General features: G+C 68.7%; 23 protein-coding genes. 20 read left to right on the forward strand and 3 right to left on the reverse strand.

Annotated features, from left to right (window positions below):
* Positions 1 to 133: 133 nt before the first annotated feature.
* The gene (locus HDA44_RS32925; RefSeq protein WP_184841179.1) at positions 134 to 802 is read right to left on the reverse strand and encodes a pentapeptide repeat-containing protein; all 669 of its coding nucleotides are present in this window, start codon (positions 800 to 802) and stop codon (positions 134 to 136) included.
* Between the two features lie 427 nt (positions 803 to 1,229).
* On the reverse strand, positions 1,230 to 2,282 hold the full coding sequence (locus tag HDA44_RS32930; RefSeq protein ID WP_184841180.1) for an ROK family protein: 1,053 nt from the start codon (positions 2,280 to 2,282) through the stop codon (positions 1,230 to 1,232).
* An 88-nt stretch (positions 2,283 to 2,370) separates the two neighbouring features.
* On the opposite strand from HDA44_RS32930, the gene HDA44_RS32935 reads away from it, so the two are divergent.
* The 16 genes from HDA44_RS32935 to HDA44_RS33010 all read left to right on the forward strand — a co-directional run bounded on the left by HDA44_RS32935 (position 2,371) and on the right by HDA44_RS33010 (position 17,642).
* A complete protein-coding gene (locus HDA44_RS32935) occupies positions 2,371 to 2,904 on the forward strand; it encodes a hypothetical protein (RefSeq protein ID WP_184841181.1) in 534 nt (177 codons plus the stop codon).
* Between the two features lie 48 nt (positions 2,905 to 2,952).
* Positions 2,953 to 3,747: a YcnI family copper-binding membrane protein gene (locus tag HDA44_RS32940; RefSeq protein WP_184841182.1), complete on the forward strand. Its 795-nt coding sequence runs from the start codon at positions 2,953 to 2,955 to the stop codon at positions 3,745 to 3,747.
* A 2-nt stretch (positions 3,748 to 3,749) separates the two neighbouring features.
* Entirely contained in the window at positions 3,750 to 4,274 is a 525-nt protein-coding gene (locus tag HDA44_RS32945) for a copper resistance protein CopC (RefSeq protein WP_184841183.1), read from the forward strand.
* A 116-nt stretch (positions 4,275 to 4,390) separates the two neighbouring features.
* On the forward strand, positions 4,391 to 5,350 hold the full coding sequence (locus HDA44_RS32950; protein WP_202887694.1) for a copper resistance D family protein: 960 nt from the start codon (positions 4,391 to 4,393) through the stop codon (positions 5,348 to 5,350).
* A gap of 97 nt (positions 5,351 to 5,447) precedes the next feature.
* The gene (locus tag HDA44_RS32955) at positions 5,448 to 5,945 is read left to right on the forward strand and encodes a MarR family winged helix-turn-helix transcriptional regulator (RefSeq protein ID WP_184841184.1); all 498 of its coding nucleotides are present in this window, start codon (positions 5,448 to 5,450) and stop codon (positions 5,943 to 5,945) included.
* Between the two features lie 141 nt (positions 5,946 to 6,086).
* Positions 6,087 to 7,619, forward strand: coding sequence for an ABC transporter substrate-binding protein (locus HDA44_RS32960; protein ID WP_184841185.1), 1,533 nt, complete (start codon positions 6,087 to 6,089; stop codon positions 7,617 to 7,619).
* Positions 7,620 to 8,558: an ABC transporter permease gene (locus HDA44_RS32965; protein WP_184841186.1), complete on the forward strand. Its 939-nt coding sequence runs from the start codon at positions 7,620 to 7,622 to the stop codon at positions 8,556 to 8,558.
* Positions 8,555 to 9,352 carry an ABC transporter permease gene (locus HDA44_RS32970; RefSeq protein WP_184841187.1) on the forward strand — a complete coding sequence of 266 codons (798 nt, stop codon included), beginning with the start codon at positions 8,555 to 8,557 and terminating at the stop codon, positions 9,350 to 9,352. Before HDA44_RS32965 ends, HDA44_RS32970 begins: the two co-directional genes overlap by 4 nt.
* Entirely contained in the window at positions 9,349 to 10,887 is a 1,539-nt protein-coding gene (locus tag HDA44_RS32975) for an ABC transporter ATP-binding protein (RefSeq protein WP_184841188.1), read from the forward strand. Before HDA44_RS32970 ends, HDA44_RS32975 begins: the two co-directional genes overlap by 4 nt.
* Entirely contained in the window at positions 10,884 to 11,948 is a 1,065-nt protein-coding gene (locus HDA44_RS32980; RefSeq protein WP_184841190.1) for a pyridoxal-phosphate dependent enzyme, read from the forward strand. Before HDA44_RS32975 ends, HDA44_RS32980 begins: the two co-directional genes overlap by 4 nt.
* A 9-nt stretch (positions 11,949 to 11,957) precedes the next feature.
* Entirely contained in the window at positions 11,958 to 12,701 is a 744-nt protein-coding gene (locus tag HDA44_RS32985) for a phytanoyl-CoA dioxygenase family protein (RefSeq protein ID WP_184841192.1), read from the forward strand.
* The gene (locus tag HDA44_RS32990; RefSeq protein ID WP_184841194.1) at positions 12,698 to 13,507 is read left to right on the forward strand and encodes a Rossmann-like domain-containing protein; all 810 of its coding nucleotides are present in this window, start codon (positions 12,698 to 12,700) and stop codon (positions 13,505 to 13,507) included. The genes HDA44_RS32985 and HDA44_RS32990 overlap by 4 nt, the downstream gene beginning before the upstream one ends.
* Positions 13,504 to 14,730: an MFS transporter gene (locus tag HDA44_RS32995; RefSeq protein ID WP_238352604.1), complete on the forward strand. Its 1,227-nt coding sequence runs from the start codon at positions 13,504 to 13,506 to the stop codon at positions 14,728 to 14,730. Before HDA44_RS32990 ends, HDA44_RS32995 begins: the two co-directional genes overlap by 4 nt.
* A gap of 189 nt (positions 14,731 to 14,919) precedes the next feature.
* Positions 14,920 to 16,026 (forward strand): IS110 family RNA-guided transposase, encoded by a 1,107-nt coding sequence (locus HDA44_RS33000; RefSeq protein WP_475584080.1) that lies wholly within the window; start codon positions 14,920 to 14,922, stop codon positions 16,024 to 16,026.
* 395 nt (positions 16,027 to 16,421) lie between these two features.
* A complete protein-coding gene (locus HDA44_RS33005; RefSeq protein ID WP_184841195.1) occupies positions 16,422 to 17,090 on the forward strand; it encodes a DUF1707 SHOCT-like domain-containing protein in 669 nt (222 codons plus the stop codon).
* An 84-nt stretch (positions 17,091 to 17,174) separates the two neighbouring features.
* Entirely contained in the window at positions 17,175 to 17,642 is a 468-nt protein-coding gene (locus HDA44_RS33010; RefSeq protein ID WP_184841196.1) for an N-acetyltransferase, read from the forward strand.
* Here HDA44_RS33010 and HDA44_RS33015 read toward each other — a convergent pair.
* Entirely contained in the window at positions 17,626 to 19,308 is a 1,683-nt protein-coding gene (locus HDA44_RS33015; RefSeq protein ID WP_184841200.1) for a dolichyl-phosphate-mannose--protein mannosyltransferase, read from the reverse strand. The genes HDA44_RS33010 and HDA44_RS33015 overlap by 17 nt on opposite strands.
* Before the next feature lie 82 nt (positions 19,309 to 19,390).
* Between HDA44_RS33015 and HDA44_RS33020 the strand changes: the two genes are divergently transcribed.
* Genes HDA44_RS33020 through metG form a run of 4 tightly spaced genes read left to right on the forward strand, consistent with a single transcriptional unit; the run spans position 19,391 to position 22,477 of the window.
* On the forward strand, positions 19,391 to 19,630 hold the full coding sequence (locus HDA44_RS33020; RefSeq protein ID WP_184841202.1) for a hypothetical protein: 240 nt from the start codon (positions 19,391 to 19,393) through the stop codon (positions 19,628 to 19,630).
* Positions 19,627 to 20,043 (forward strand): PIN domain-containing protein, encoded by a 417-nt coding sequence (locus HDA44_RS33025; protein ID WP_184841204.1) that lies wholly within the window; start codon positions 19,627 to 19,629, stop codon positions 20,041 to 20,043. The genes HDA44_RS33020 and HDA44_RS33025 overlap by 4 nt, the downstream gene beginning before the upstream one ends.
* Positions 20,040 to 20,882 carry a 16S rRNA (cytidine(1402)-2'-O)-methyltransferase gene (rsmI, locus tag HDA44_RS33030; protein WP_184841207.1) on the forward strand — a complete coding sequence of 281 codons (843 nt, stop codon included), beginning with the start codon at positions 20,040 to 20,042 and terminating at the stop codon, positions 20,880 to 20,882. The genes HDA44_RS33025 and rsmI overlap by 4 nt, the downstream gene beginning before the upstream one ends.
* Before the next feature lie 29 nt (positions 20,883 to 20,911).
* On the forward strand, positions 20,912 to 22,477 hold the full coding sequence (gene metG / locus HDA44_RS33035) for a methionine--tRNA ligase (RefSeq protein ID WP_184841209.1): 1,566 nt from the start codon (positions 20,912 to 20,914) through the stop codon (positions 22,475 to 22,477).
* Positions 22,478 to 22,506 lie beyond the last annotated feature (29 nt).

A 22,506-nucleotide genomic window follows, 5' to 3' on the forward strand; every position in this document is an offset into this window, starting at 1 on the left:
TTCTTCGGCGATCCACTGCGTCGCCGGGACGCCAGTGGTTCTTCGGTGATCCGCTTCGCGACCGTCCGCGACCGTCCGCGACCGTCCGCGGCCGTCCGCGGCCGTCCGCGGCCGTGCGCGGCCGTGCGCGGGGTCAGGCGCCGTTGAGGTCGTCGGGGTGTGCCAGGTGGATACCGGCCGCGACCGTGACCGCGCTGGTGAACGCGAGGGTGTCGATCGGGGAGGACGCCGCGACCGTCGCGCCGGCCAGCGAGCCGAGGCCCTTCGCGCCGTCCCAGGTACAGTCGACGAACACCGCCTTGGCCGCCTTGACCTGGGAGAACTCCACGCCGGACAGATCGCAGCGCCGGAACACCGCGCCGGTCAGTTCCGCGGAGACCAGGTCGGCGTTCTGCAGCCGGCAGTCGGTCAGCTCCACCTTGTGGAACTTGGCGAACCGGAACGAGGCGAAGTCCAGCACGGTGTCCCGGACCGTCACGTGCTGGAAACTCGCGCCGGGCCCGGAGAACCCGATCATCCGGGACGCCGTGATCGTGACGCGGGTCAGCGCCGCGTCCGACCAGCGGGCGTTGGCGACGTCGCACTGGGTGAGCTCGGTGTCGACCACGATCAGCTTGTCCAGGTCCGACCCGGCCAGTTTGCAGCGGGTCAGGCGGCAGCCGCCGAGCTCGACATGCTCAGCCTCCAGGTCGCTGAGGTCGATGTCCTCGAGGGCGAGGTCGAGCAGCCGCTCCTCGTCGTCGATCTCCTCCGGCAGCACGGAGTCGAGCTGGGTACGGACACGAGGCGCGGCAATCTTCACCCCACAGACCGTAACGGGCACCACCGACAGAAAAAGCAGCACCGCCCGAGCGGGTGCAGCGGCTAGCGCCGACGGGGTTGGGGTGTTTGGGGAGTCTTGCCTACCCGAAATGGGCAGTACGACTCCCCGGTCCGGGTAGTACCGCGCCCCGAACCGTTTTGGGGAGTGCGTGGGGGGGGGGGGGGGGGGCTGCGGGTCGCGCCGGTGGGCGGTTCTTCGGAAGAAAATTTGCGCATGGAGCCGGAAAAGTTCCGCAAAGGCGGTCTGACTGCCGCGCGTGCGATCCGCCGGCCACCGTCGGCTCCGAGTTGGCCCCACGCCTACGACCCAAGAGCCGGTGAACCACGCAGTTTGCCCCTTCACCCCCCGCCTGCGAGAGCTGAAGGGGCATTTGCGGAGGTTAACCACGCAGATGGTGTCGGGGGAGTTAGGTGGTGCGGAGGTAGTGGGCTGCGGCGCCGAGGAGGGCGGAGTGTTCGGTGTCGGGGGTGGGGGTGGCGGGGAAGGTGAGAGCGTCGGCGATCAGGTCGTAGGCGCCGGAGATCGAGCCGCCGAGGACCGTGCTGGTCACGCCGAAGCGGTCGATCCACGGTTGCAGCGCGCTGGAAAGGTCGGTGAACGCATCCACCAGCACCTCACGGGCGACGGTGTCACCCGCACGCGCTCGGTCGGCAATCTCCTTCACGCCAAGCGCTGCAGTCTCCTTCGCACCAGGCGCTTCGGTCTCCCTCGCACCGAGTGCCCCAGTCTCCTTCGCACCAGGCGCTTCGGTCTCCCTCGCACCGAGCGCCCCAGTCTCCTTCGCACCAGGTGCTGCAGTCTCCTTGGCGCCGGGCGCTTCGGTCTCCCTCGCACCGGGCACTGCAGTCTCTCTCGCGCTGGGTGCTTCGGTCTTCCTCGCGGAAGGTGCTTCGGGGGCGGTGCGGTTGGTGTAGCGGCGTTGGATTGCTCGGGCGGAGATTGAGTCCTCCAGGGGCTTTCCGGCGTACTTCGTCTTGTACAGCTCGCCGCCTGGCGGGACGGCGTTGCCGTCGCGGACTACCCGGCCGTCGGCGAGGAACGCCGTGCCGATCCCGGTACCGATGGTGACGCCGAGGCAGCGTTCGACACCGCGGACCTGGCCGGCCGTCCATTCACCGACCGCGAACGCCTCGGCGTCGTTCATGAACATCACCCGCTCGATCCCCAGCTCAGTACGCAGCGCGGCACCGAGATCGAACCCGTACAGCTGATCGAACTTGCCCTGCCCCCGGTACCAGGCGACCCCAGTGGCGAAGTCGAACGGGCCCGGCAGCGCGATCGCCAGCCCGTTTGCCAGCGGCAACTTCCGGGCCGCGTCGGCGAGCTGCTCGACAACCTGCGCGGCCGCCGCTTGGGACTCCAGTTCGGCCCGGTCCATCTCGGTTACCTGCCACGTACCGGGTGTGACCACCGCCGCGGTGGCGTGACTTCCCCCGACTTCCAGCACCGCTACGTCCATCCGCTCATCATCGCAGCCGTCCTGATCACGGACCGAGGGAACCCGTGGTGGCTCCTGTCCGTAGAGTGACTGGAGCGAGAGGATGGGAATGCCGACCGAGAGCAGGACGACGTCCGTGGTCGCGGCGCTGAGCGTCGTGACGGCGGTGTTCGGTCACGTCCTGGCCGGTGGCGGTGGTTTGCCGTTCAACGTCTTGGCGCCGTTGGTCGCGCTGACCGGGGCGTGCTGGCTGCTCGGTGAGTACTTGGCCGGCGAACGACTGCTCACGGTGCTCGTCCTGGCCGGTGTGCAACTGTTCGTACACGTCACGCTGGACGCCGCCAGCACGCACGACGGGATGGCGATGTCGCCGGGGATCGGCGGCAGCCTGATGATGACCGGCGCGCACCTCGGCGTACTGCTGGCCGGCGTACTCGCGGTCACGCGCACGCACCGCTGGGTGGGCCGCGTACTGCGCGTGTTCGCCCGGTTGTTGCCGCGGCTCCCGATTCTCCGTCCAGTACGGCTGCATGTCGCCGCCGTACCAGGCAGCTCCGAGCCGTGGGTACCGATCGGTGCCCGGCTCGGGTCGAGCGTTTCCGGACGCGGACCTCCGGGCGTACGAGTGAACTCCGCCCGCTGACACCGGCCACTCGCGCCGGATCACTCGTATGCCTTGAAAGGTTCTCCCATGCCCAAGAGATTCGCCCTGCGCGCCGTCGCGATCGCGGCGGCGTCCGCCCTGGTGGTGATCGGTGCCGCGACCTCGGCGTCGGCGCACGTGTCGGTGTCGTCGCCGGACGCCAAGCCCGGTGGGTACGGAAAGCTGGTCTTCCGTGTCCCGACCGAGTCCGACAACACCAGCACCACCAAGCTCGTCGTGTCGCTGCCCAAGGACCACCCGTTCGCGCATGTCGGCGCGCAGGTGAAGGACGGGTGGAAGGTTGAGAAGAAGGAAGAGCAGCTGCCGGCTCCGGTGAAAGTCGGTGACGTCACGCTGACCAAGGCGATCACGACGGTCACCTGGACCGCGACCGGTACCGGGATTCCGCCGAACGACTTCGACGAGTTCGCGCTGTCGGTCGGCAAGCTGCCCGAGGGGGTCGACGCGTTGAGCTTCCCGACCGAGCAGACGTACAGCGACGGTGAAGTGGTCAAGTGGGCCGAGGTCGCGAAGGACGGCGCCGCCGAGCCTGAGCACCCGGCGCCGACGCTGAAGCTTGCGGCGGCGGTCGCTCCGGTGGCCGCGACGACGTCCGATTCGACGAGTACGACGGACAAGCCGGCGCGTTGGCTCGGCGGCGGTGGGTTGCTGATCGGGCTGCTCGGATTGGCGTTCGGTCTGCGGCCGCGGAAGCCCGCGGTTGCCGCCGGCACGCCCGCGAAGCCCGCGAAGCCCGCGGGGTCCGCGGGGTCCAGGCCTGCGGAACCCGGGCCTGCGGAATCCGGGACAGCGGAGTCCGGGACAGCGGAGTCCGGGAAGTAACCGTGCGCCGATTGATTGCTGTCCTGGTTGCGTCGCTGGTCACGCTGGTGCTTTCCACCAGCGTGGCGGCGGCGCACGCCAAACTCGAATCGATGACGCCGGCCGACGGTTCGTCGTCGGCGGCGCCGCCGACGAAGGTGATCCTGACCTTCAGCGAGCCGGTCGGGTCCGACGGTACGCAGGTGCAGGTGAAGTCGCCGAGCGGGAAGAACGTCGCGAACGGTGACCTCACGGTGGTCGACAACACCGTCACGCAGCCGGTCGGCGCGATGGTCGAGGCCGGGAAGTACCAGGTCGAGGCCCGCGTGGTCTCGGCCGACGGGCACCCGATCACGGTCACCGGGTCGTTCACGGTCACGCATGCCGGTCACGCATCCACCGCCCCCGGCACCGACCCGACCGCCACCACACCCGCGAGCCAGTCGAACAGCAGCTCCAGCACGGTGACCATCGTCGCCATGTGCCTGGTCATGCTGGTCGTCGTAGCCCTCGCCATAGTAATCGTCCGCCGCCGCCCAGCCTCATGACAACCGACGAACCCGCCAACGCACACCCCGCGGAGTCGGGGAGCGGTTCCCCGCCTCCAGCGGCTGGCCTTCCTTCCCCACCCGCCGTCAGGCGGGCTGGTGTGATTGTTTCCGGGATGGTTGCTGTTGGCATCGTTGTGATGGTGGTCGCCCTGGTGGCTGCCGGCGGTGCGCCGCAGCGGGCTGAGGACGGGTTGCTGGGGGCCGGGTTCGGGATCTCCTGGGCGGTTCCGGTGCTCCGGATTCTGGCGGACCTAGCGGCTGTTGCGACCGGCGGCGCCGTGCTCGCGGTCGCACTCTTCCTTCCCGCAAAGGACGGAAAGCTAGGCAGTACGGCGATCCGGGCCTGTCAGGACGCCGCGCTGGCAGCCGGTGTCTGGGCCGTCGCCAGCATCGGTGGCCTGATCGCCACCGCGACGGTCATCCTCGGCATCCCCCTCTCGCACCTCGCCGAACACGCCGCCCCAGCCGGCCAACTACCCCAGGTCCGCGCCCTGGCAGCCGCCGTCGTACTCACCGCTGTACTAGCGGTAGTCCTCAGCGGCACCAAAACCAGACGCGGCGCCCAACTGGCCGCCCTGCTGACGCTGGCCGCCCTGATCGGCCCACTCCTGACCGGCCATTACGCCATCGAACGCCCAAGCATCTGGTCGATCCTCGCCACCACCTCGCTCGTCGTACACGTGACCGCGGCCACCATCTGGATAGGCGGCCTGGCCGCCGTCCTCCGGTACGCCCGCTCGCGCCCCGCGGTCGAACTTTTCAGCACCCTCGCACTGAGCTGCGCGATCACCATGGGCGTAACCGGTCTGCTCACCGCCGAGATCCACCTGGACGGGAGACAAGGCGGCTGGGGCCTGATCACGCAATGGGTGACGACCGGGTACGGCGCGCTCGTCTTCGCCAAGACCGTCGCCTTCGCGATCCTGGTGACGGTCGGATGGTGGCATCGGCGGCGTACGCTGCCGGTGCTCGCGTCCGGCGACCAAGCCGCCTTCCGGCGACTGGCGGCGGTGGAACTGCTGATCATGGCAGCCACGATCGGCCTGGCCGTCGCCCTCTCCAGAACGCCATGAATCGCCAGCGCACTGCGAATCGACAGGACCTCATGAGTCAAGACAACGCCAGGAGTCGACTCGATGACATGTCAACAGCCGTCCGTACAATAGGTGGATGACGGAACCGCGGTGGCTCGACCAGCGTGAGGCGCGACTTTGGCTGTCGTACCGCGACACGCACCGCGAGCTGATGCGCGCGCTCGAGGCGCGGATGATCAGCAATTCGGGCCTTTCCGGCGCCGACTACGCCCTGCTGCACCCACTGTCCGAAGCGGAGAACGGCTTGCTCCGGACCCGCGATCTGGGCCGCTCGGTCGGGTGGGAACGCAGCCGCCTGTCGCACCAGGTCAGCCGGATGGAGAAGCGCGGCCTGGTCTGCCGCGAGGAGTGCAGCGACGACGCCCGCGGCTCGATGGTCCGGCTCACCGAGCTCGGCCGGAAGGCGATCGACGCCGCCGCGCCCGACCACGTCGAGGCGGTTCGCTCGTACTTCTTCGACCGGCTGAGCGTCGCGGAGCAAGAGCAGTTGACCACTTTGCTGGACCGGATCGCCGCCGATCTCCCGAACACCTGCACGCCGGCGGACTGCGATCCGGTGGACTGCGAGGAGTAACCACCAGTAACAACCGCCACGGAGCCGAGGACACGCCGTCACGGAGAGCGATCGCGAAGGGCGCCGGAAAGAATGAGGACGTCTCGTCCGGATGCGCGCTGGATTTGACAATCGTTTTCACTAAAGGTGAGGATGGTGCGCATGTCCGAGGCTCTGAGCAGGCGTGGGTTTCTGGGGTTGGGCAGCGCTGTCGGGCTGGCCGCCGCGGTGGGATGTGGCGCGGACGGCGAGGCCGCCGCGCAGCCGAAATCAGGTGGCCGGCTGCGCGCGGTGTACGCGGGTGGTGGCGCGAAGGAAGTGCTGGATCCACACGTGCAAAGCCTGTTCGTCGACATCGCGCGGCACAAGGCGCTGTACGAGAAGCTGGTCGAGCTCGGGCCCGATCTGAAGCCGGTGCCGCGGCTGGCGTCGAAGTGGGAACACGACGGGACCGCGACCACCTGGCGGTTCAGCCTCCGGGACGCGACGTTCCACGACGGCGCGAAGCTGGTCGCCGAGGACGTGCTGTTCAGCCTGGCCCGGATCGCCGACCCGGCGGTGCCGGAGCGGGTCGCGCAGTCGTCGCTGGCGACGCTGGATCTCAAGCGCAGCAAGGCGATCGGCCCCGCGACGGTCGAGCTGGTGCTGACCGCGCCGAACGCGGAGTTCCCCGCGTTGCTGGCCGGGATCGGCACCCAGATCGTGCGGAACGGCTTCAAGGACCCGACCAAGCCGATCGGTACGGGCGCCTTCAAATACACGTCGTTCGAGGCCGGCCGGTCGCTGGTGGCGGCCCGGTTCGACGACTACTGGGACGGGCCGGCCCGGATCGAAGAGTTGCAGATCCTGTCCGCCGACGCCGAGGCGCGCGCCAATGCCGTCCAGGGCGGCCAGGCCGAGTACGCGAATGACATGACCGCGACGTTCGCCCGGACGGCCGAGGCCGGTCGCACCGTGAAGATCGTGGCGGCGAAGGCCAGCACGATGCAGGCGTTCGTAATGAAGGTCGACCAGGCGCCGTTCGACAACCCGGACGTACGGCTCGCGTTCAAGCTGCTCGCCGATCGGCAACGACTGGTCGATGTCGTACTCGCCGGGCGTGGCGAAGTGGGGAACGACCTTTTCGGCAAGGGATATCAGTACTATCCGGCCGAGCTACCGGCCCGGGAACGCGATGTCGACAAGGCGAAGGCGCTGCTGACGAAGGCCGGGCTGGTGGGTAAGCAGGTGGAGATCTTCACCGCTGACGCGTCGGCCGGGTTCGTCGAGGCGGCGACCTTGTTCGCGGAGCAGGTCGCGGAAGCCGGCGTCCGGCTGAAGGTGACGACGGGCAGCCCGCAGACGTACGCGAAGGACCTGCTGACGAAGGGTGCCATCGGCAACCATCGGTCCGGCGCGATGCCGATCCCGCAGTACGTCACCGATCGGCTGCTGACGCATTCACCGTTCAACGTGACGCACTGGCGGCGGCCGGCGTTCGATGCCGCGTTCGCCGCGGCGCGGGCGACCACCGACGAGGCGCAGCGGTCGGCGAAGTACGGCGCGCTGCAGAAGACGTTGCGGGACGAGGGCGGGATCTTGGCGTGGGGCCTGCCGGACTATCTCGTGGCGGTGTCGGCGAAGGTGCAGGGTGTGCAGGCGGCGCCGCCGAACACCTTGGACCAGGGCCGGTTCGACAAGGTGTGGCTGACCTGAATGCGGACGTACGCCGTCCAGCGGGGTCTGCTCGCAATTGTTCAACTTGCCGTCCTTTCGGTCCTGGTGTTCGTCCTCACCTCGCTGCTGCCAGGTGACGCCGCGGACCTCCGGTTCACCGAGACGCTGTCGCCGGAGCAGGTCGCGCGGCTGCGTGACGAGCTCGGTCTCGATCAGCCGGCGCCGGAGCGTTTCGTACATTGGCTGGGGAATGTGTTCAGCGGCAACCTCGGTACGTCGCTGATCAGCGGGGGACCGGTGGCCGGCATCGTCCGGAACTCGATCGGCGCGACGCTCGTACTCACCCTCGCCACCCTGGCCGTGGTCGTGCCACTGGCCGTTGCCCTCGGCATCGTGATGGGTACGCGCGAGAACGGCCGGCTGGACCGGACGATCACCTCGATCACCCTCGCGTTGTCGGCGATCCCGGACTTCGTGATCGCGGTCGTCCTGGTAGCGGTGTTCGCGCTCAAACTCGGCTGGCTGCCCGCGACCTGGATCGGCGGCGACCTGCTCGCCAGCCCGGCGTTGCTCGTGCTCCCGGTCGCGGTCCTCTTCGGGCGTACGGTCTGCCTGCTGTCACGTCAGGTCCGGGCCGGGACGATCACCGCGTTGAACGCCGAGTACGTGGCTCAGGCGCGACGCCTCGGCGTACCGCGCCGGCGGCTCTTGTTGCGCCACGTCCTGCCGAATGCCGCTGTCCCGGGCATCCAGGAGCTGGCGCGTACTGGTGACACGCTGCTCGGCGGGGTCTTGGTGGTGGAGGCGATCTTCGCGATTCCTGGTTTCGCGACCGCGTTGGTAGATGGGGTCGAGACTCGTGACATCCCCGTGGTGCAGGCATTGACGCTCACGCTCGCCGTGGCCGCGTTGCTGATCAACCTGGCCGCTGACCTGACGTGTAATCGGCTCGTTCCGCGGACGGAGCTGCTGCGATGAAGCGGTGGATCGGAGCGAGTGCATCGGCGGTGCTGGTCGTGGTGCCGTTGGCGATCGCGGTGTTCGGGCCGTTCCTGCCGTACGAGGCCGCGCCCGGGTCGCCGTACTCCTCGGAGGGTTTGCTGGGGACCGACGGGTTGGGGCGGGACGTACTCGGCCTGCTCCTGATCGGTGGGCGGACCGCGTTGGGGATGGCGTTCGGCGCGGTCGTGCTGGCGTACGTGATCGGCGGACTGATCGGCCTCACGGCGGCGTCGACGCGGCATCGATGGCTGGACGAAGGCTTGATGCGCCCGCTCGACGTACTGCTGCCGTTGCCGTCGTTGCTGGTCATCAGCGTGGTTGCGGTCGGTTGGCAGGCGTCGGCGGTGGCGATCACGGTCGCCGTCGCGATGGTGAACGTGCCGACGGTCGCGCGACTCGTACGGGCGGCGGCGCTGGACGCGGCCAGCGGGCCGGTGGTCGAGGCGCTCCGGATGCAGCGCGAGTCGTGGGTCGCGATTCAGCTCGGGTACGTGGGGCGGTCCGTACTTGGGCCGGTGGCTGCTGATCTTGGGACCCGGATCACGCTGGCTGTGTTCTTGGTTGCCTCGGTCAACTTTCTCGGATTGGGGTTGAGCCCGACCGCGCCGGACTGGGCGGTGAGCATCTCGCGTAATCGTGAAGGGTTGCTGCTGCAGCCGTGGTCGGTGCTGGCGCCGGCGGTGCTGCTGGTGTCGTTCACACTCGGGTTCAACCTGCTTGCCGATCGGCTCGTGCATCGGTCGCGGCGGCTGGTGGGGAGTTCGGTATGACGTTGGTGCGGGTCAAGGAACTGACGGCGACGGTGGGTGACGCCGTCCTTGTCGATGGGGTGTCGTTCGAGGTTGTCGCCGGGGCGGTGACGGCGCTGGTGGGGGCGTCGGGGTCGGGGAAGACGACGTCGGCGCTGGCGTTGCTGGGGGAGCACGGAGACGGGGTACGGCTGGCGGGTCACGTCGAGGTCGACGGGGAACTGGTTGTCGACGGCAACGGGGTGACGGGTGCGGCGGTTGGCGTTCGCGGACGTGGGGTCGCGTACATGCCGCAGCATCCAGGCAGTGCGCTGAACCCGGCCCGGCGAATCGGTACGACGCTCCGCGAGCTGGCCCAACTACACGGAGGCGACGTAGCCGAAGCAGTTCGCGCCGCCCAGCTAGAAACCGGCAAGGAGACCCTCAGGCGGTTTCCGCATCAGTTTTCTGGGGGGCAGCGGCAGCGGGTCGCGTTGGCTCAGGCGCTGGCCTGCCGCCCGAAAGTACTCGTCCTGGACGAACCCAGCACCGGCCTCGACTCGATCACCCGGCTGCAACTCGTCCAAGAACTCCGCGACCTGGCCAACTCCGGACTCGGCATCTTGCTGCTGAGTCACGATCTCGACCTGGTCCGCGCGCTCGCCACCCAGGTCGTCGTCCTCTCGGCCGGCCGGGTTCTGGCGGCCGGCGGCACCGACGTACTCCCATTGTCCCCCGACCTGCCCACACCGGGAACCACCACCGCCCGGCAGCCGTTGCTTAAGGCAATGGACCTGTCAGCCGCGCTGCGGCCGCGCGGCCGCGACCCCGTCCTGCGCGAGGTCGGCCTCGACGTCCGCGCCGGCGCCTGCCTGGGCGTCGTCGGCCGCTCCGGCAGCGGTAAAACCACGCTCGCTCGCTGCCTGGCCGGCCTGCACGAGCGCTTCACCGGCCACATCCTGCTCGACGACGAACCACTGCCGGTGCTGCGCCGCCGTACCGCCGAACAGAACCGCCGCGTCCAGTACGTCTGGCAGGAGGTCCGTGGTTCCTTCGACGAACGCCGCCCGGTCGATCAGCAGGTTGCGCGTACGGCGCAACGTCTCCGGGGCCTCGGCGCCGAACCCGCGTACACCGAGGCCGTCGCCACCCTGGCCCGGCTCGGCGTCGCCGCGATCACCGCGAGCCGTCCACCGAGCCGGCTGTCCGGCGGCGAACTGCAACGCGCCGCCTTGGCTCGTGCCGTACTCGCCGAGCCCGACGTACTGATCTGCGACGAGATCACCACCGCTTTGGACGATCGCGGTACGGCACTCGTGCTCGATCTGCTGACCGAGTTGAAGGCGCGCGGTACGGCGCTGATCTGGATCGGCCACGACCTCGGACTGGTCGCGGCGGTTGCCGATGAGGTGCTGGTACTGGACGCCGGCCGCGTGGTCGAGCAGGGACCGCCCGCGTCGCTGATGACCGCACCACACCACGACCTGACCCGGCGGCTGGTCGACGCCGCCCGGATCGGCCGGCCCGAGACTCCGCCCGTGCTATCCCCCGACTCAAGGAGCGAACCGCGCCGATGACGCGACTGCACGACCATTTGGCGGAGGCGATCAAGGACCCGGACCCGATCCGCGTCCGGTCCGGCGGTAGCCCGGAGGAGGACCTGATCTGCCTGCGATTCGAGACGATGAAGGTGTACTCCGCGCTCGGCGCCGTACGCCACCTGCTGGACACCGGCCGGGTACACCCCGGCGACACGCTGATCGACAGTTCGAGCGGGATCTACGCGCACGCGCTGGCGCTGGCCTGCCACCGGTACGGGATGAAGTGCCACATCGTCGGGTCCACCACCGTTGACCGCACGCTCAGGGTTCAGCTGGAGATCCTCGGCGCGACCGTCGAACAGGTGCCGTCCTCGAACAATCTGCAGCTCGACCAGAACCTCCGGGTCCGGCGGATCGGCGAGATCCTGCGGGACAACCCGACGTACCACTGGATGCAGCAGTACCACGACGACATCCACTACCTCGGGTACCGCGCGGTCGCGGACCTGGTCGCGTCGCTCGTACCCAGCGGGCCGGTGTGCCTGGTGGGTGGCGTCGGGACCGGTGCATCGACCGGCGCGATCGCGGCGTACCTGCGGGAGCGTGGCCGGGACGTGAACCTGGTCGGCGTGCAGCCGTTCGGGAGCGTGACGTTCGGCGCCGGGCACACCCAGGACCCGGAGATGATCATCGCCGGGATCGGGAGCTCGATCGAGTTCCGCAACGTCCGGCACGAGTTGTACGACCGCATGCACTGGATCTCGTTCGAGTATGCGATGTCGGCGGCGGTGGATCTGTTGCGTACGTCCGGGGTGTTCGCGGGCCTGTCGGCCGGGGCGGCGTACCTGTCCGCGCTGTGGGAACACAACTGTGATCGGGACCGCAAGCACGTGTTCCTGGCCGCGGACACCGGGACGCGGTACGTCGAGTCCGCTTTTGCCCGGCATGCCGAGGCGCGGCCGATGGCGTCGATGCGGCCGCGGGAGATCGACTCGCTGGACCAGCTCGCGGTGCCGTGGTCGGCGATGTCGTGGGATCGGCGCGAGTCCGGCCGGGCCCGGCGCGCGGAGTTTCCAGCTGCGACTCCGTCGCATTAGTGTGGGCCTGTGTTACTTCGGGAGCTGTTCACGGCGGCTGAGGTCGACCGGTTGCGGAACGTGGTCGAGCGGGTCCATGCGGAGGTCGTCTCGGCGGCCGAGGCCGGGGAGACGACGGTCAATGTCTGGCCGGACGGGCACCGGCTGGAAACCGTCCGCGGGACCACGATCCACTGGGAGCCGGACGCGGCCGGCAAGGCGGTCCGCAGCCTGTCGCCGGTCTCGCGGCTGGACCCGCTGCTGGAAACATTGTGGGACGAGCCAAGGTTGGTCGAGCCGATGAGTTCGTTGATCGGGGCACCGGCCGGGCGGTTCGTGGCAAAACTGAACTTCAAGCGGGCCGGCGTCGGGTCGGAGTTCGCCTGGCACCAGGACTTCCCGTACTGGTACGGGTGCTGCGGCGCGGACGCGTACGACATCGCGACCGCGATCGTGATGCTCGACGACAACACGGCCGCCAACGGCGCGATGACGCTGATCCCGGGCAGCCCCGCCGAAGGCCCGGTCCGCCGCGATCCGCTGGACCCCACCGGTTTGCTGGTCGACCCGACGGCCGTGGACGAGAGCCGCGCGGTCACGGTCGAGGCGCCGGCTGGGTCGGTGCTGATGTTCCCCGGCCTGATGGTCCATCGCTCCGCCCCCAACCACACCGCCACCGACCGCCGTTCCCTCCTCTACTGCTTCCAGCCTTCGGGCCGGCCTGAGTTGTCCGCCTTGCATTACAACCCTGAAAGGCTTGCTGACTTACCATGACTGCTTCCGTGGCCGAGTTGACCGCGTGCGTTCTCGACGGGTCGTACGGGCCGTCGCCGGCGGACTTCGACATCACCAGCGCGTTCTGGCTGCATCACACGACACGGTTGCCGGGCGCCGAGGTGACGTACCGGAACTACTACGTGCTGCTCCGGGTCGGCGAGGTGTTCGGTGCCTGCTCGTTCGAGGCCGACGAACTGGAACCTTCGTTCTGCGCCGACACCTCCGGGCGTACGCTGGCCGACGTACTTTCGTCCGACGATCCGCTGCCGGTGCGGATCGCGGCTCTGGACGCGTACCTGGCGGCGGTCGAACCACATCACGAGTCGCCGTACGCCGAGGAGATCGTGCTGCCGGCCGGCACGCCCGACGTCCGCGCCCGGGCCCGGGACGCCGCCGTCGCCGGCCTGCTGGAAGTTGCTGAGGGCACCAAAGTCGCGCTGATCGGGGTGGTGAACCCGCTCGTCGACGCGATCACCGCCCGCGGCGGTACCTGCCTGCCGTGCGACTTCAACCTCCGCCGGACCGCCTCCGGCCTGCCGGTGACCCGCGACATGACCGAGGTGATCGACGCCGCCGACGCGGTCGTCGCCACCGGCATGACGCTGTCCAACGGTTCCTTCGATATCCTGCTTTCTCGTTGCCGTGAGCAATCAAAACCACTGGCCATCTACGCCCAGACCGGAAGCGCCGTAGCCCGCGCCTTCCTCCCGTCCGGCGTGACCGCTCTCTCGGCCGAACCTTTCCCCTTCTCCCAGTTCAGCTCCCGCCCGAGCAGCCTCTACCGCTACAGGACGGCGACATGACCACTCAGAACCACCAGCCAGAAGTAAAAGCCATCACAACCACTGGTGAGGTACCAGGGGATCTGAAGATGGCTCGGCGGTTGTGGCCTTTTCTGCTCGCTTCGACCGTCAGCCTGATCCCGTTCACGGTGTTCGGGATGTACCTGGTGCCGATCGCCGGCGCCGCGGGTGGGAGTGTGGCGGAGATCGGCGGGCTGCGGGGGCTCGGCGGACTCGCGGCACTCGCGGTCGGCGTATCCCTCGCACCCCTGATGGACCGGGTAGCGCGCGAGCTGGTCGCCGCCGGCGGCCTCGCCCTGCTGGGCATCTCAGCCGCATTAGGAGCCATCGGCAACGTCTTCGCCCTGGCCGGTTTCTGCCTCCTGATCGGCGCGTCGACCTCCATCCTCGCCCCGTCCATCGGCGCGGCGGCAGCGGACCGCTTCACCTCCCCAGCCGCCGCCGGCCGCGCCGCGACCCTCGTCTCCGCGACCACGTCGGCAATGGCGATGCTCGCCGCCCCCGTACTCGCCGGGCCCGGCCTGATCTGGGGCTGGCGCGGCAACCTGCTCGCCGCCTCGGCCATCTCGCTCGTACTGTCCGCCGCGTTCTTCTGGCGCGGTCGCGGCCGCAAACCCGCGATCACCAAGAACGAGCGGATGAGCTACCTCGCCACGTACCGCGCGCTCGCCCGCGTACCCGGCGCCCTCCCGCTGCTCGCGGTCGCGATGCTCCGGACCGCCGCGTTCATGGGGTACTTGGCGTACCTCGCCGCGTTCTACGACGAGAAGTTCGACCTGGCGCCGGGATGGTTCGCACTGGTCTGGTCGTTGAGCGGAGCGTCGTTCTTCCTCGGCAACCTCCTCGCCGGCCGGTACGTGGCCACCGACGGCACGGGCATCACGCCCGAGAAGATGCTCCTGATCGGCATCAGTACCGCCCTGGTCGCGGTTGGCGCGTTCTACTTCTCGCCGTCGTTGCCGCTGACGCTGTTCCTGACCGCCCTGATGGGCGCCAGCCACGCCACCGTCGCCGCCTGCGTCACCACGCTCCTGGTCCGCCGCAGCGGTGACCTCCGCGGTTCGGCCCTCAGCGTCAACGCCGCCGGGATGAGCCTCGGCACCTTCCTCGGCGCCGCGATCGGCGGCCTCGGCCTAGCCCTGGCCAACTACCCCGGCACCGCCGCCACCTTCGCCGCCCTGACCTTCATCGCCCTACTCTGCGCCCTAAAAGTCCGCCCCTAACAGTGAGGATGTAGGCGTGGACCCCGCAGTGGTCGTCCTGACTCGGCCCCTAACTGACTTCGGGTCTTGAACGGGATCTGTCGGTCGACCTGCTGCGGGGTTCGCTTGCACTCACTCGGCGAGAACTCGTGACTTCATAGGAGCCTGTGCCAGCAGGCACCCATCACTGTTTTGTCCGTCGCTCGGCTGGTGCGTGCCGCCCTGACCGTGTCGAATGGAAGGACGGCGATGTCTACCATCGCACAGCCAGATGCCGTGTCCCAGGCCGAGATCACCGGTGGTGTCGACACTCACCGCGATACCCATACGGCGGCTGCGATCGACCAGACGGGCCGGATGCTCGGTCACCAGACCTTTCCCGCCACTGGTGCCGGCTATGCGGCTTTGCTGGCCTGGCTGGGCTCGTTCGGGCCGGTCGTTCTGATCGGTGTCGAGGGCACCGGCGCTTACGGGTCGGGCCTGACCGGCTACCTGACCGGGCAGGGTGTGACCGTGGTCGAGATCGACCGGCCCAGTCGTAAAACCCGCCGGACAGCAGGCAAGTCCGACCCGATCGACGCCGAAGCAGCCGCCCGAGCCGCTTTGGGCAAAGTACGCACCGGCATCCCCAAGAACCGTGACGGGCAGGTCGAGGCACTACGGAACCTGCGCATCGCCCGCAACAGCGCCGTCAGCCAGCGCGCTGACTGCCTGCGCAGAATCAAGGCCCTGATCGTCACCGCACCACACGACCTGCGCCAGCAACTACGCGGCCTCACCAACCCGCGCCTGATCGACACCTGCCACAACCTGCGACCCGACCCTAATCAGATCGCGATCCCACAACACGCCGTCAAAACCGCGCTACGCTCCCTGGCCCGCCGTCACCTCGCAGCCCAGCACGAGATCGCCGAGCTCGATCAACTCATCACCGAACTCATCAACACGATCAACCCCGAACTGCTCACCCTCAACGGCGTCGGCCCCGATGTCGCCGGCCAACTCCTGGTCACCATCGGACAAAACCCAGAACGCATCCACTCCGAAGGCGCCTTCGCGATGCTCTGCGGAGTCGCCCCCATCCCCGCATCATCCGGCCAGACCCACCGCCACCGACTCAACCGCGGCGGCGATCGCCAAGCCAACTCAGCCCTCTACACCATCGTCATCAGCCGACTCCGCTGGGACCCACGCACCCGCGCCTACCTCGAACGCCGCACAACCAACGGACTGTCCAAGAAAGACATCATCCGATGCCTCAAACGCCTCATCGCACGCGAGATCTACTACGTCCTCACCAAACCACAAACCCCTTGACCATCCATAGGAGCATCCCCCACCGCGCACACCCCACCCCACCGCGCACACCCCGCCTCACCGCGTACGCCCCGCCTCACCGCGTACGCCCCGCCTCACCGCGTACGCCCCGCCTCACCGCGTACGCCCCGCCTCACCGCGTACGCCCCGCCTCACCGCGTACGCCCCGCCTCACCGCGTACGCCCCGCCTCACCGCGTACGCCCCGCCTCACCGCCACCCCCAGCCCTCGCGGCCCGGAGCCATTTGAGGGGTGAACGTCTGAGGTGGTCCCTTCACCTGCGGGGTGCGGGTGGTGAAGGGACCATTTCAGGGGTTAACCACTGAAAGGGTGGGGCGGGTTCAGGGTTGTCACGGTGGTTCGGATCGGCCGGACTCGATATATCGTTCAGTTTTATGGAGAACCTGCCCGATCGCCCGCATCCGCACGCGCACCTGCGGGCGTCCGACATCGATCGTGACCAGGTGGTCGACGTACTGCGGGAGGCCCTGATGTCGGGGCGGTTGTCGCAGGACGAGCACGCCGACCGGCTGGAGCAGACCCTGCAGGCGAAGACGCTCGGTGAACTCGAGCCGATCACCCGCGACCTGGTCGTACCCGGTCAGGCCGCGCCGGTGCCGGTGGCGCAGCCGGCCGCGTCGACGGCGAACAGCCCGGTCCCGATCGAGGAGCCGGCCGACCCGAACGCCAGCCTCGACAACATGGTGGCGATCTTCGGCGGCGGCGAGCGGAACGGCCGCTGGCGGGTGAAGCGCCGGACCAACGCGATCGCGGTCTTCGGCGGGCACGACCTGGACATGACCGACGCGGTGTTCGAGGGCCGCGAGGTGACGATCTGGGCGTTCGCGGTGTTCGGTGGGATCGACATCACCGTACCCGAGGGGGTGACGGTGCGTAACGAGGGCGTCGGCATCTTCGGCGGCTTCGGCGCCCGCGGCAGCTCCGACCCGGACCCGAACGCCCCCGTCGTAGTGGTCAAGGGCCTGGCTCTCTTCGGCGGCGTCGGCGGCCAGTCCTCCGCCAAACGCCACGGCAAGAAGAACAAACGCCACCTGGGCCACTGAACGCCGCCTCGGCCACCGAGTACACCAATGGCCGGCGGAGCAATTCGGGTGCGGCACCAGCTGCCGAGCTCGTAGCCTGCGGGGATGAGTGACAACACGTTTGTCCCCGCCGATTTCGACGTGCCGACCGAGTTGGTGGCACCGGAGTTCCGGCTGGTGCCGCTCGGGGGTGAGCACAACGTCGCGGATCTCGCTGCCTGGAGCGGGAGTATCGAGCACATCCGGGCGACTCCGGGCTTCCAGGGGAGCAGCTGGCCGCCGGTCGACGGGATGACGGCCGAGGCGAATCTCGGCGATCTGGTGCGGCACCGGGAAGACTTCGCCGAGCGGCGCGGGTTCACGTACACGGTGCTCGAGGCCGGCACGGGTGATGTGATCGGCTGCGTCTACATCTATCCGAAGCGCGGTGACGAAACAGTCACCGACGTACGGTCCTGGGTACGCGCCGATCGTGCCGAGTTGGACATCGTGCTGTACGAAGCGGTCAGCGGCTGGCTCGCCGCCCGCTGGCCGTTCGGGACCATCGAGTACGCGGTCAGATCCAGGACTTGAACCACATGCGGTTGAGCCAGTCCGGGTGGGGGAGGACCTTGTCGGTCAGGATCGGCCAGATGTAGGCGAAGTTCAGGACCACCAGGACGACGAACGCGCCGACCACCGCGCTGCCGATCAGGCGGCGCGGGGTCGCGGTACTGAGGGCGGTACGGGCCGGGCCGAGGATCTTGCCGAGGACGAGTGACAGCGCGATCACCGTGAACGGGATCATCGTCACGGCGTAGAAGAAGAAAATAGGCCGGTCGTCGAATGCGAACCACGGCACCCAGCAGGTGGCGAAACCGAGGATCGGGATGCCGAACCGCCAGTCCCGGGTGGCGATCCACAGCACCAGCGCGGCGAGCAGCGCCAGCGCGCCGCCCCACCAGAGCAGTGGCGTCCCCAGGGCAGAGATCACCTGCAGACAGTTCGTCCCGGCCGGGGCGTTGCAGCCCGGCGTACCGGGCTTGATGTCGTTGACCGCGTCGAAGCCGATCGGGCGGGCGATGATCGGCCAGCCGGCCGGGTTCGACTGGTACGGGTGGGTGGCGTGCTTGATGTAGTCACCGGTGTGGAACGCGAGCACTTCCTTGTGGTACTCGATCAGTGACCGGAAGTCGTCGGGTACGACCTTCATCACGCCATGTGCCGGATTGCTGGCGGCCCAGTTGTGGTCGTACGCGTTGTCGTGCAGCAGCCAGCCGGTCCACGTCGCGACGTACGTCACGCCCGCGACCAGTACCAGGCTGACGAACGCCGGGATGCCGTCGACGAGCGCCGACTTCACGAACGCGAACCGGACGCCGAGCGCGCGCCGGGCGCCGAAGTCCCACGCGAACACCAGGATGCCGAACGCGGCCAGCGTCCAGACCGCCGACCACTTGGTACCGAGGGCCAGCCCGAAGCAGATACCGGCCGCGATCCGCCACGGCCGGACCAGCAGCCAGCGGCCGATCGTCCGGCGGGCACCGTCCGGGGTCGGCGTGTCCAGCGTCTCGGCGTGCCGGCGGCGGGTCCAGTCCCGGTCCGCGACCAGGCAGGAGGTGGCCGCGACCAGCCAGAACGCGAGGAAGATGTCGAGCAGCGCGACCCGGGACATCACGAAGTGCAGTCCGTCGACCGCGAGCAGTAGTCCGGCGATGGCGCCGATCAGCGTCGAGCGGGTCATCCGGCGGACGGTCCGGATCAGCAGCAGTACCGTCAGGGTGCCGAACAGGGCCGGCATGAACCGCCAGCCGAAGGTGTTCATCCCGAACAGTTGCTCACCGGCGGCGATCATCCACTTGCCGACCTCGGGGTGTACGGTCAGGCTCGGCGTGTCCTTGAAGACGTCCAGGTTGCCGCTCAGGATCGCCTTGTCGGCGGCACCCTCCGGCTGGTCGATGAACTGCCGCGCGTACCCGAACTTGAGCAGGCTGAACGCGTCCTTGGCGTAGTACGTCTCGTCGAAGACGAACTTCACCGGGTTGCTCAGGTGCCAGAACCGCAGCACGCCGGCCAGGACGGTGATCACCAGGGTCGCGATCCAGCCGCCGTCGAAGTCCTTCGGCATGGCCGGGTACAACCGCTCCTTGAGCGGCGGCAGCCGCCGTCCGAGCACGTCCCGCCCGAGCGTCTCCAGCTCTTCGCCGGCGTCGCCCCGCCGCGCAGTCCCGTCCTCGATCACAGCAGCCACGCCCGCCATCGTACGGACGCCCAGGTCCCACCGCCTCCCCCGCCTGTGGAAAACCCGGGCTGCCCGTCCCCGACCTCCTACAATCAATGCCATGAGCACGCCACGCGAGGAACTGCACGCGCTGATCGACGCATTGCCCGACGAAGCCGCGGCGGAGCTCGTACCCGACATGCGCGAGATCCTCAGGCACCGTCTGGAGATGCGCCGCCGTCGGGCCACCGAACCCAGGCCGTGGCCACCGAGCTGGTTCGGTGCCAGCGTCGGCAGCCGTCCGGACACCGCCCGGCGGAACGAAGAGATCCTGCGAGACGAGTTCGGTCGCGGCGAGTGATCGTCGTCGACACCGGTCCGCTCGTCGCGGCCGTGCTTTCGAACGACGATGACCACCGCGTCTGCGTCGATCTGTTCGCGGCCGCCCATCTCAACCGTGAGCAACTGGTTGTCCCGAGCTTCGTCATCCCCGAGGTCTGCTACCTCATCCAGCGTGACCTCGGCGCCAAGGTGGAGGCCGACTTCGTCGAGTCGCTCGCGGCAGGCGACTTCGCGGTGGCCGAATGTGAATCCGAGTTGGACCGGATCGCCGACTTGATGCACAAGTACGCTGATCTGCCGCTCGGGGTCGCTGATGCCGCGGTGGTGGCGGTCGCCGAGGCGCTGGGGGCGCGGGAAGTGGCGACGTTGGATCGGCGGCATTTCACCGTGGTGCGCCCGCGGCACCTTGATGGTTTTGCCCTGCTCCCATGAATGGGCGGCTGGTGTTGGCGGGGACGCCTATTGGGGATGTGGGGGACGCCTCGGGGCGGTTGGGGCGCGTGCTGGCGGAAGCGGATGTGGTCGCGGCGGAGGACACGCGGCGGTTGCGGCGGTTGACTTCCGAGTTGGGGATTCAGGTGGGTGGCCGGGTGGTCAGCTACTTCGAGGGGAACGAGCGGGAGCGGACGCCGGAGTTGCTGCAGGCGCTCACCGACGGGCAGACCGTGGTGGTGGTGACGGACGCGGGGATGCCGAGCGTGTCGGACCCGGGGTACCGGTTGGTGGCGGCGGCGATCGAGGCGGAGGTCGTGGTGACGGCCGTGCCGGGGCCGTCGGCGGTGCTGACCGCGCTGGCGTTGAGCGGCCTGCCGGTGGACCGGTTCACCTTCGAAGGGTTCCTGCCGCGCAAACCGGGCGAGCGCGGCCGCCGGTTGACGGAGCTCAAGGACGAACCGCGGACGATGGTGTTCTTCGAGGCACCGCACCGCCTGGCGGCGTCCCTCGAATCCATGCAAGAAGCCTTCGGTACGGACCGCCGCGCCGCCGTCTGCCGCGAGCTCACCAAGACGTACGAAGAGATCAAACGCGGACCGCTGAACGAGCTGGTGACCTGGGCCGAGGCGGGCGTCCGCGGCGAGATCACCGTCGTGGTCGCGGGCGCGGACCCGGACCGCGCCATGACCCCGGCGCAGCTGGCGGCGGAGGTCGCGACGGACGAGGAGGCGGGTACGCCCCGCAAGCAGGCGATCTCCGACGTGGCGAAGCGCTTCAACGTCCCGAAACGGACGGTGTACGACGCCGTACTCGCTGCCCGAGACCCTGGTAAATAGACCTGGCGCCCGGCACTACCCTTGACTGCATGTCCGAGAAGGCCTATTACGTCACCACCCCGATCTACTACGTCACCGCCGCGCCGCACATCGGCAGCGCGTACACGACGGTGGCCGGGGACGTCCTGACCCGTTGGCACGCCCAGCGGGGCGAGCACAAGTGGTACCTGACCGGTACCGACGAGCACGGCGAGAAGGTGATGCGCAGCGCGCAGGCCCAGGGCATGACCCCGAAGGAGTGGACCGACAAGCTCGTCGAGGAGGCCTGGAAGCCGGCCTGGGTGGACGTCGACATCGCGTACGACGACTTCATCCGTACCACCGAGCAGCGGCACACCGAGCGGGTCCGCGAGTTCTGGCAGACGCTGTACGACAAGGGCGACGTCTACAAGGGCGAGTACGAAGGCCTGTACTGCGTGGGCTGCGAGGAGTTCAAGCTGCCCGCCGACATCCGCACCGACGAGGACGGCACCCAGCGGTGCATGATCCACGGTACGGAGCTGGAGACGGTCTCCGAGACGAACTACTTCTTCCGGCTCTCGGCGTACGCGGACAAGCTGCTCGCGCTGTACGAGGAGCAGCCCACTTTCGTCGCCCCGTCGAGCGCCCGCAACGAGGTGATCGCGTTCGTCAAGCAGGGTCTGCAGGACCTGTCGATCACCCGGTCGACGTTCGACTGGGGAATCCCGGTCCCGTGGGACGAGGACCACGTCCTGTACGTGTGGATCGACGCGCTGCTGAACTACGTGAGCGCCGCCGGGTACGGCACCGACCCGGAGCGGTTCGAGGAGCTTTGGCCGGTCGACGTGCATCTGGTCGGCAAGGACATCCTGCGCTTCCACGCGGTGATCTGGCCGGCGATGCTGATGGCGGCCGGGGTGGCCGTACCGAAGCAGGTGTTCGCGCACGGCTGGCTGCTGGTCGGCGGCGAGAAGATGAGCAAGTCGAAGCTGACCGCGATCGCGCCGCACGAGATCACCGACCACTTCGGCTCGGACGCGTTCCGGTACTACTTCCTGCGTACGATCCAGTTCGGTTCGGACGGGTCGTTCTCCTGGGAGCACCTGAGCGCCGTGTACACGTCCGAGCTGGCGAACGGCCTGGGCAACCTGGCCAGCCGGATCGCGGCGATGGTCGGCAAGTACTTCGACGGCGCGCTGCCGGAGGCGGCCGACCACGGCCCGGCCGAGCAGGCACTCGCGGACAAGCTCGCCCAGACCGTCGCGACCGCCGACAAGGCGCTGGACACGCTCGCGTTCCACGATGCGCTGGCCGCGATCAACGAGCTGGTCGGCGCCGTGAACGGGTACGTCACCGAGCAGGAGCCGTGGAAGGTCGCGAAGGACGAGACCCGGCGGGACCGGTTGGCGACGATCCTGTACTCGGCCGCCGAAACCCTCCGCGCCGTCGCGGTCCTGCACAACCCGACGATGCCGAAGTCGTCCGCCAAGCTCTGGACGCTCCTCGGCGCCGAGGAGAAGCTGGGTGCCCTGGCCGACCAGCGTGTCCAGGACGCCGGCACCTGGGGCCAGCTCCCGGCCGGCGCCACCCTGACCAAGGGTGACCCGCTGTTCCCCCGCCTCGAAGAGGCCTGATCGCGACGCGCCTCGAAGAGGCCTGATTG

Source organism: Kribbella solani (genome assembly GCF_014205295.1).
GTDB classification, from domain to species: domain Bacteria; phylum Actinomycetota; class Actinomycetes; order Propionibacteriales; family Kribbellaceae; genus Kribbella; species Kribbella solani.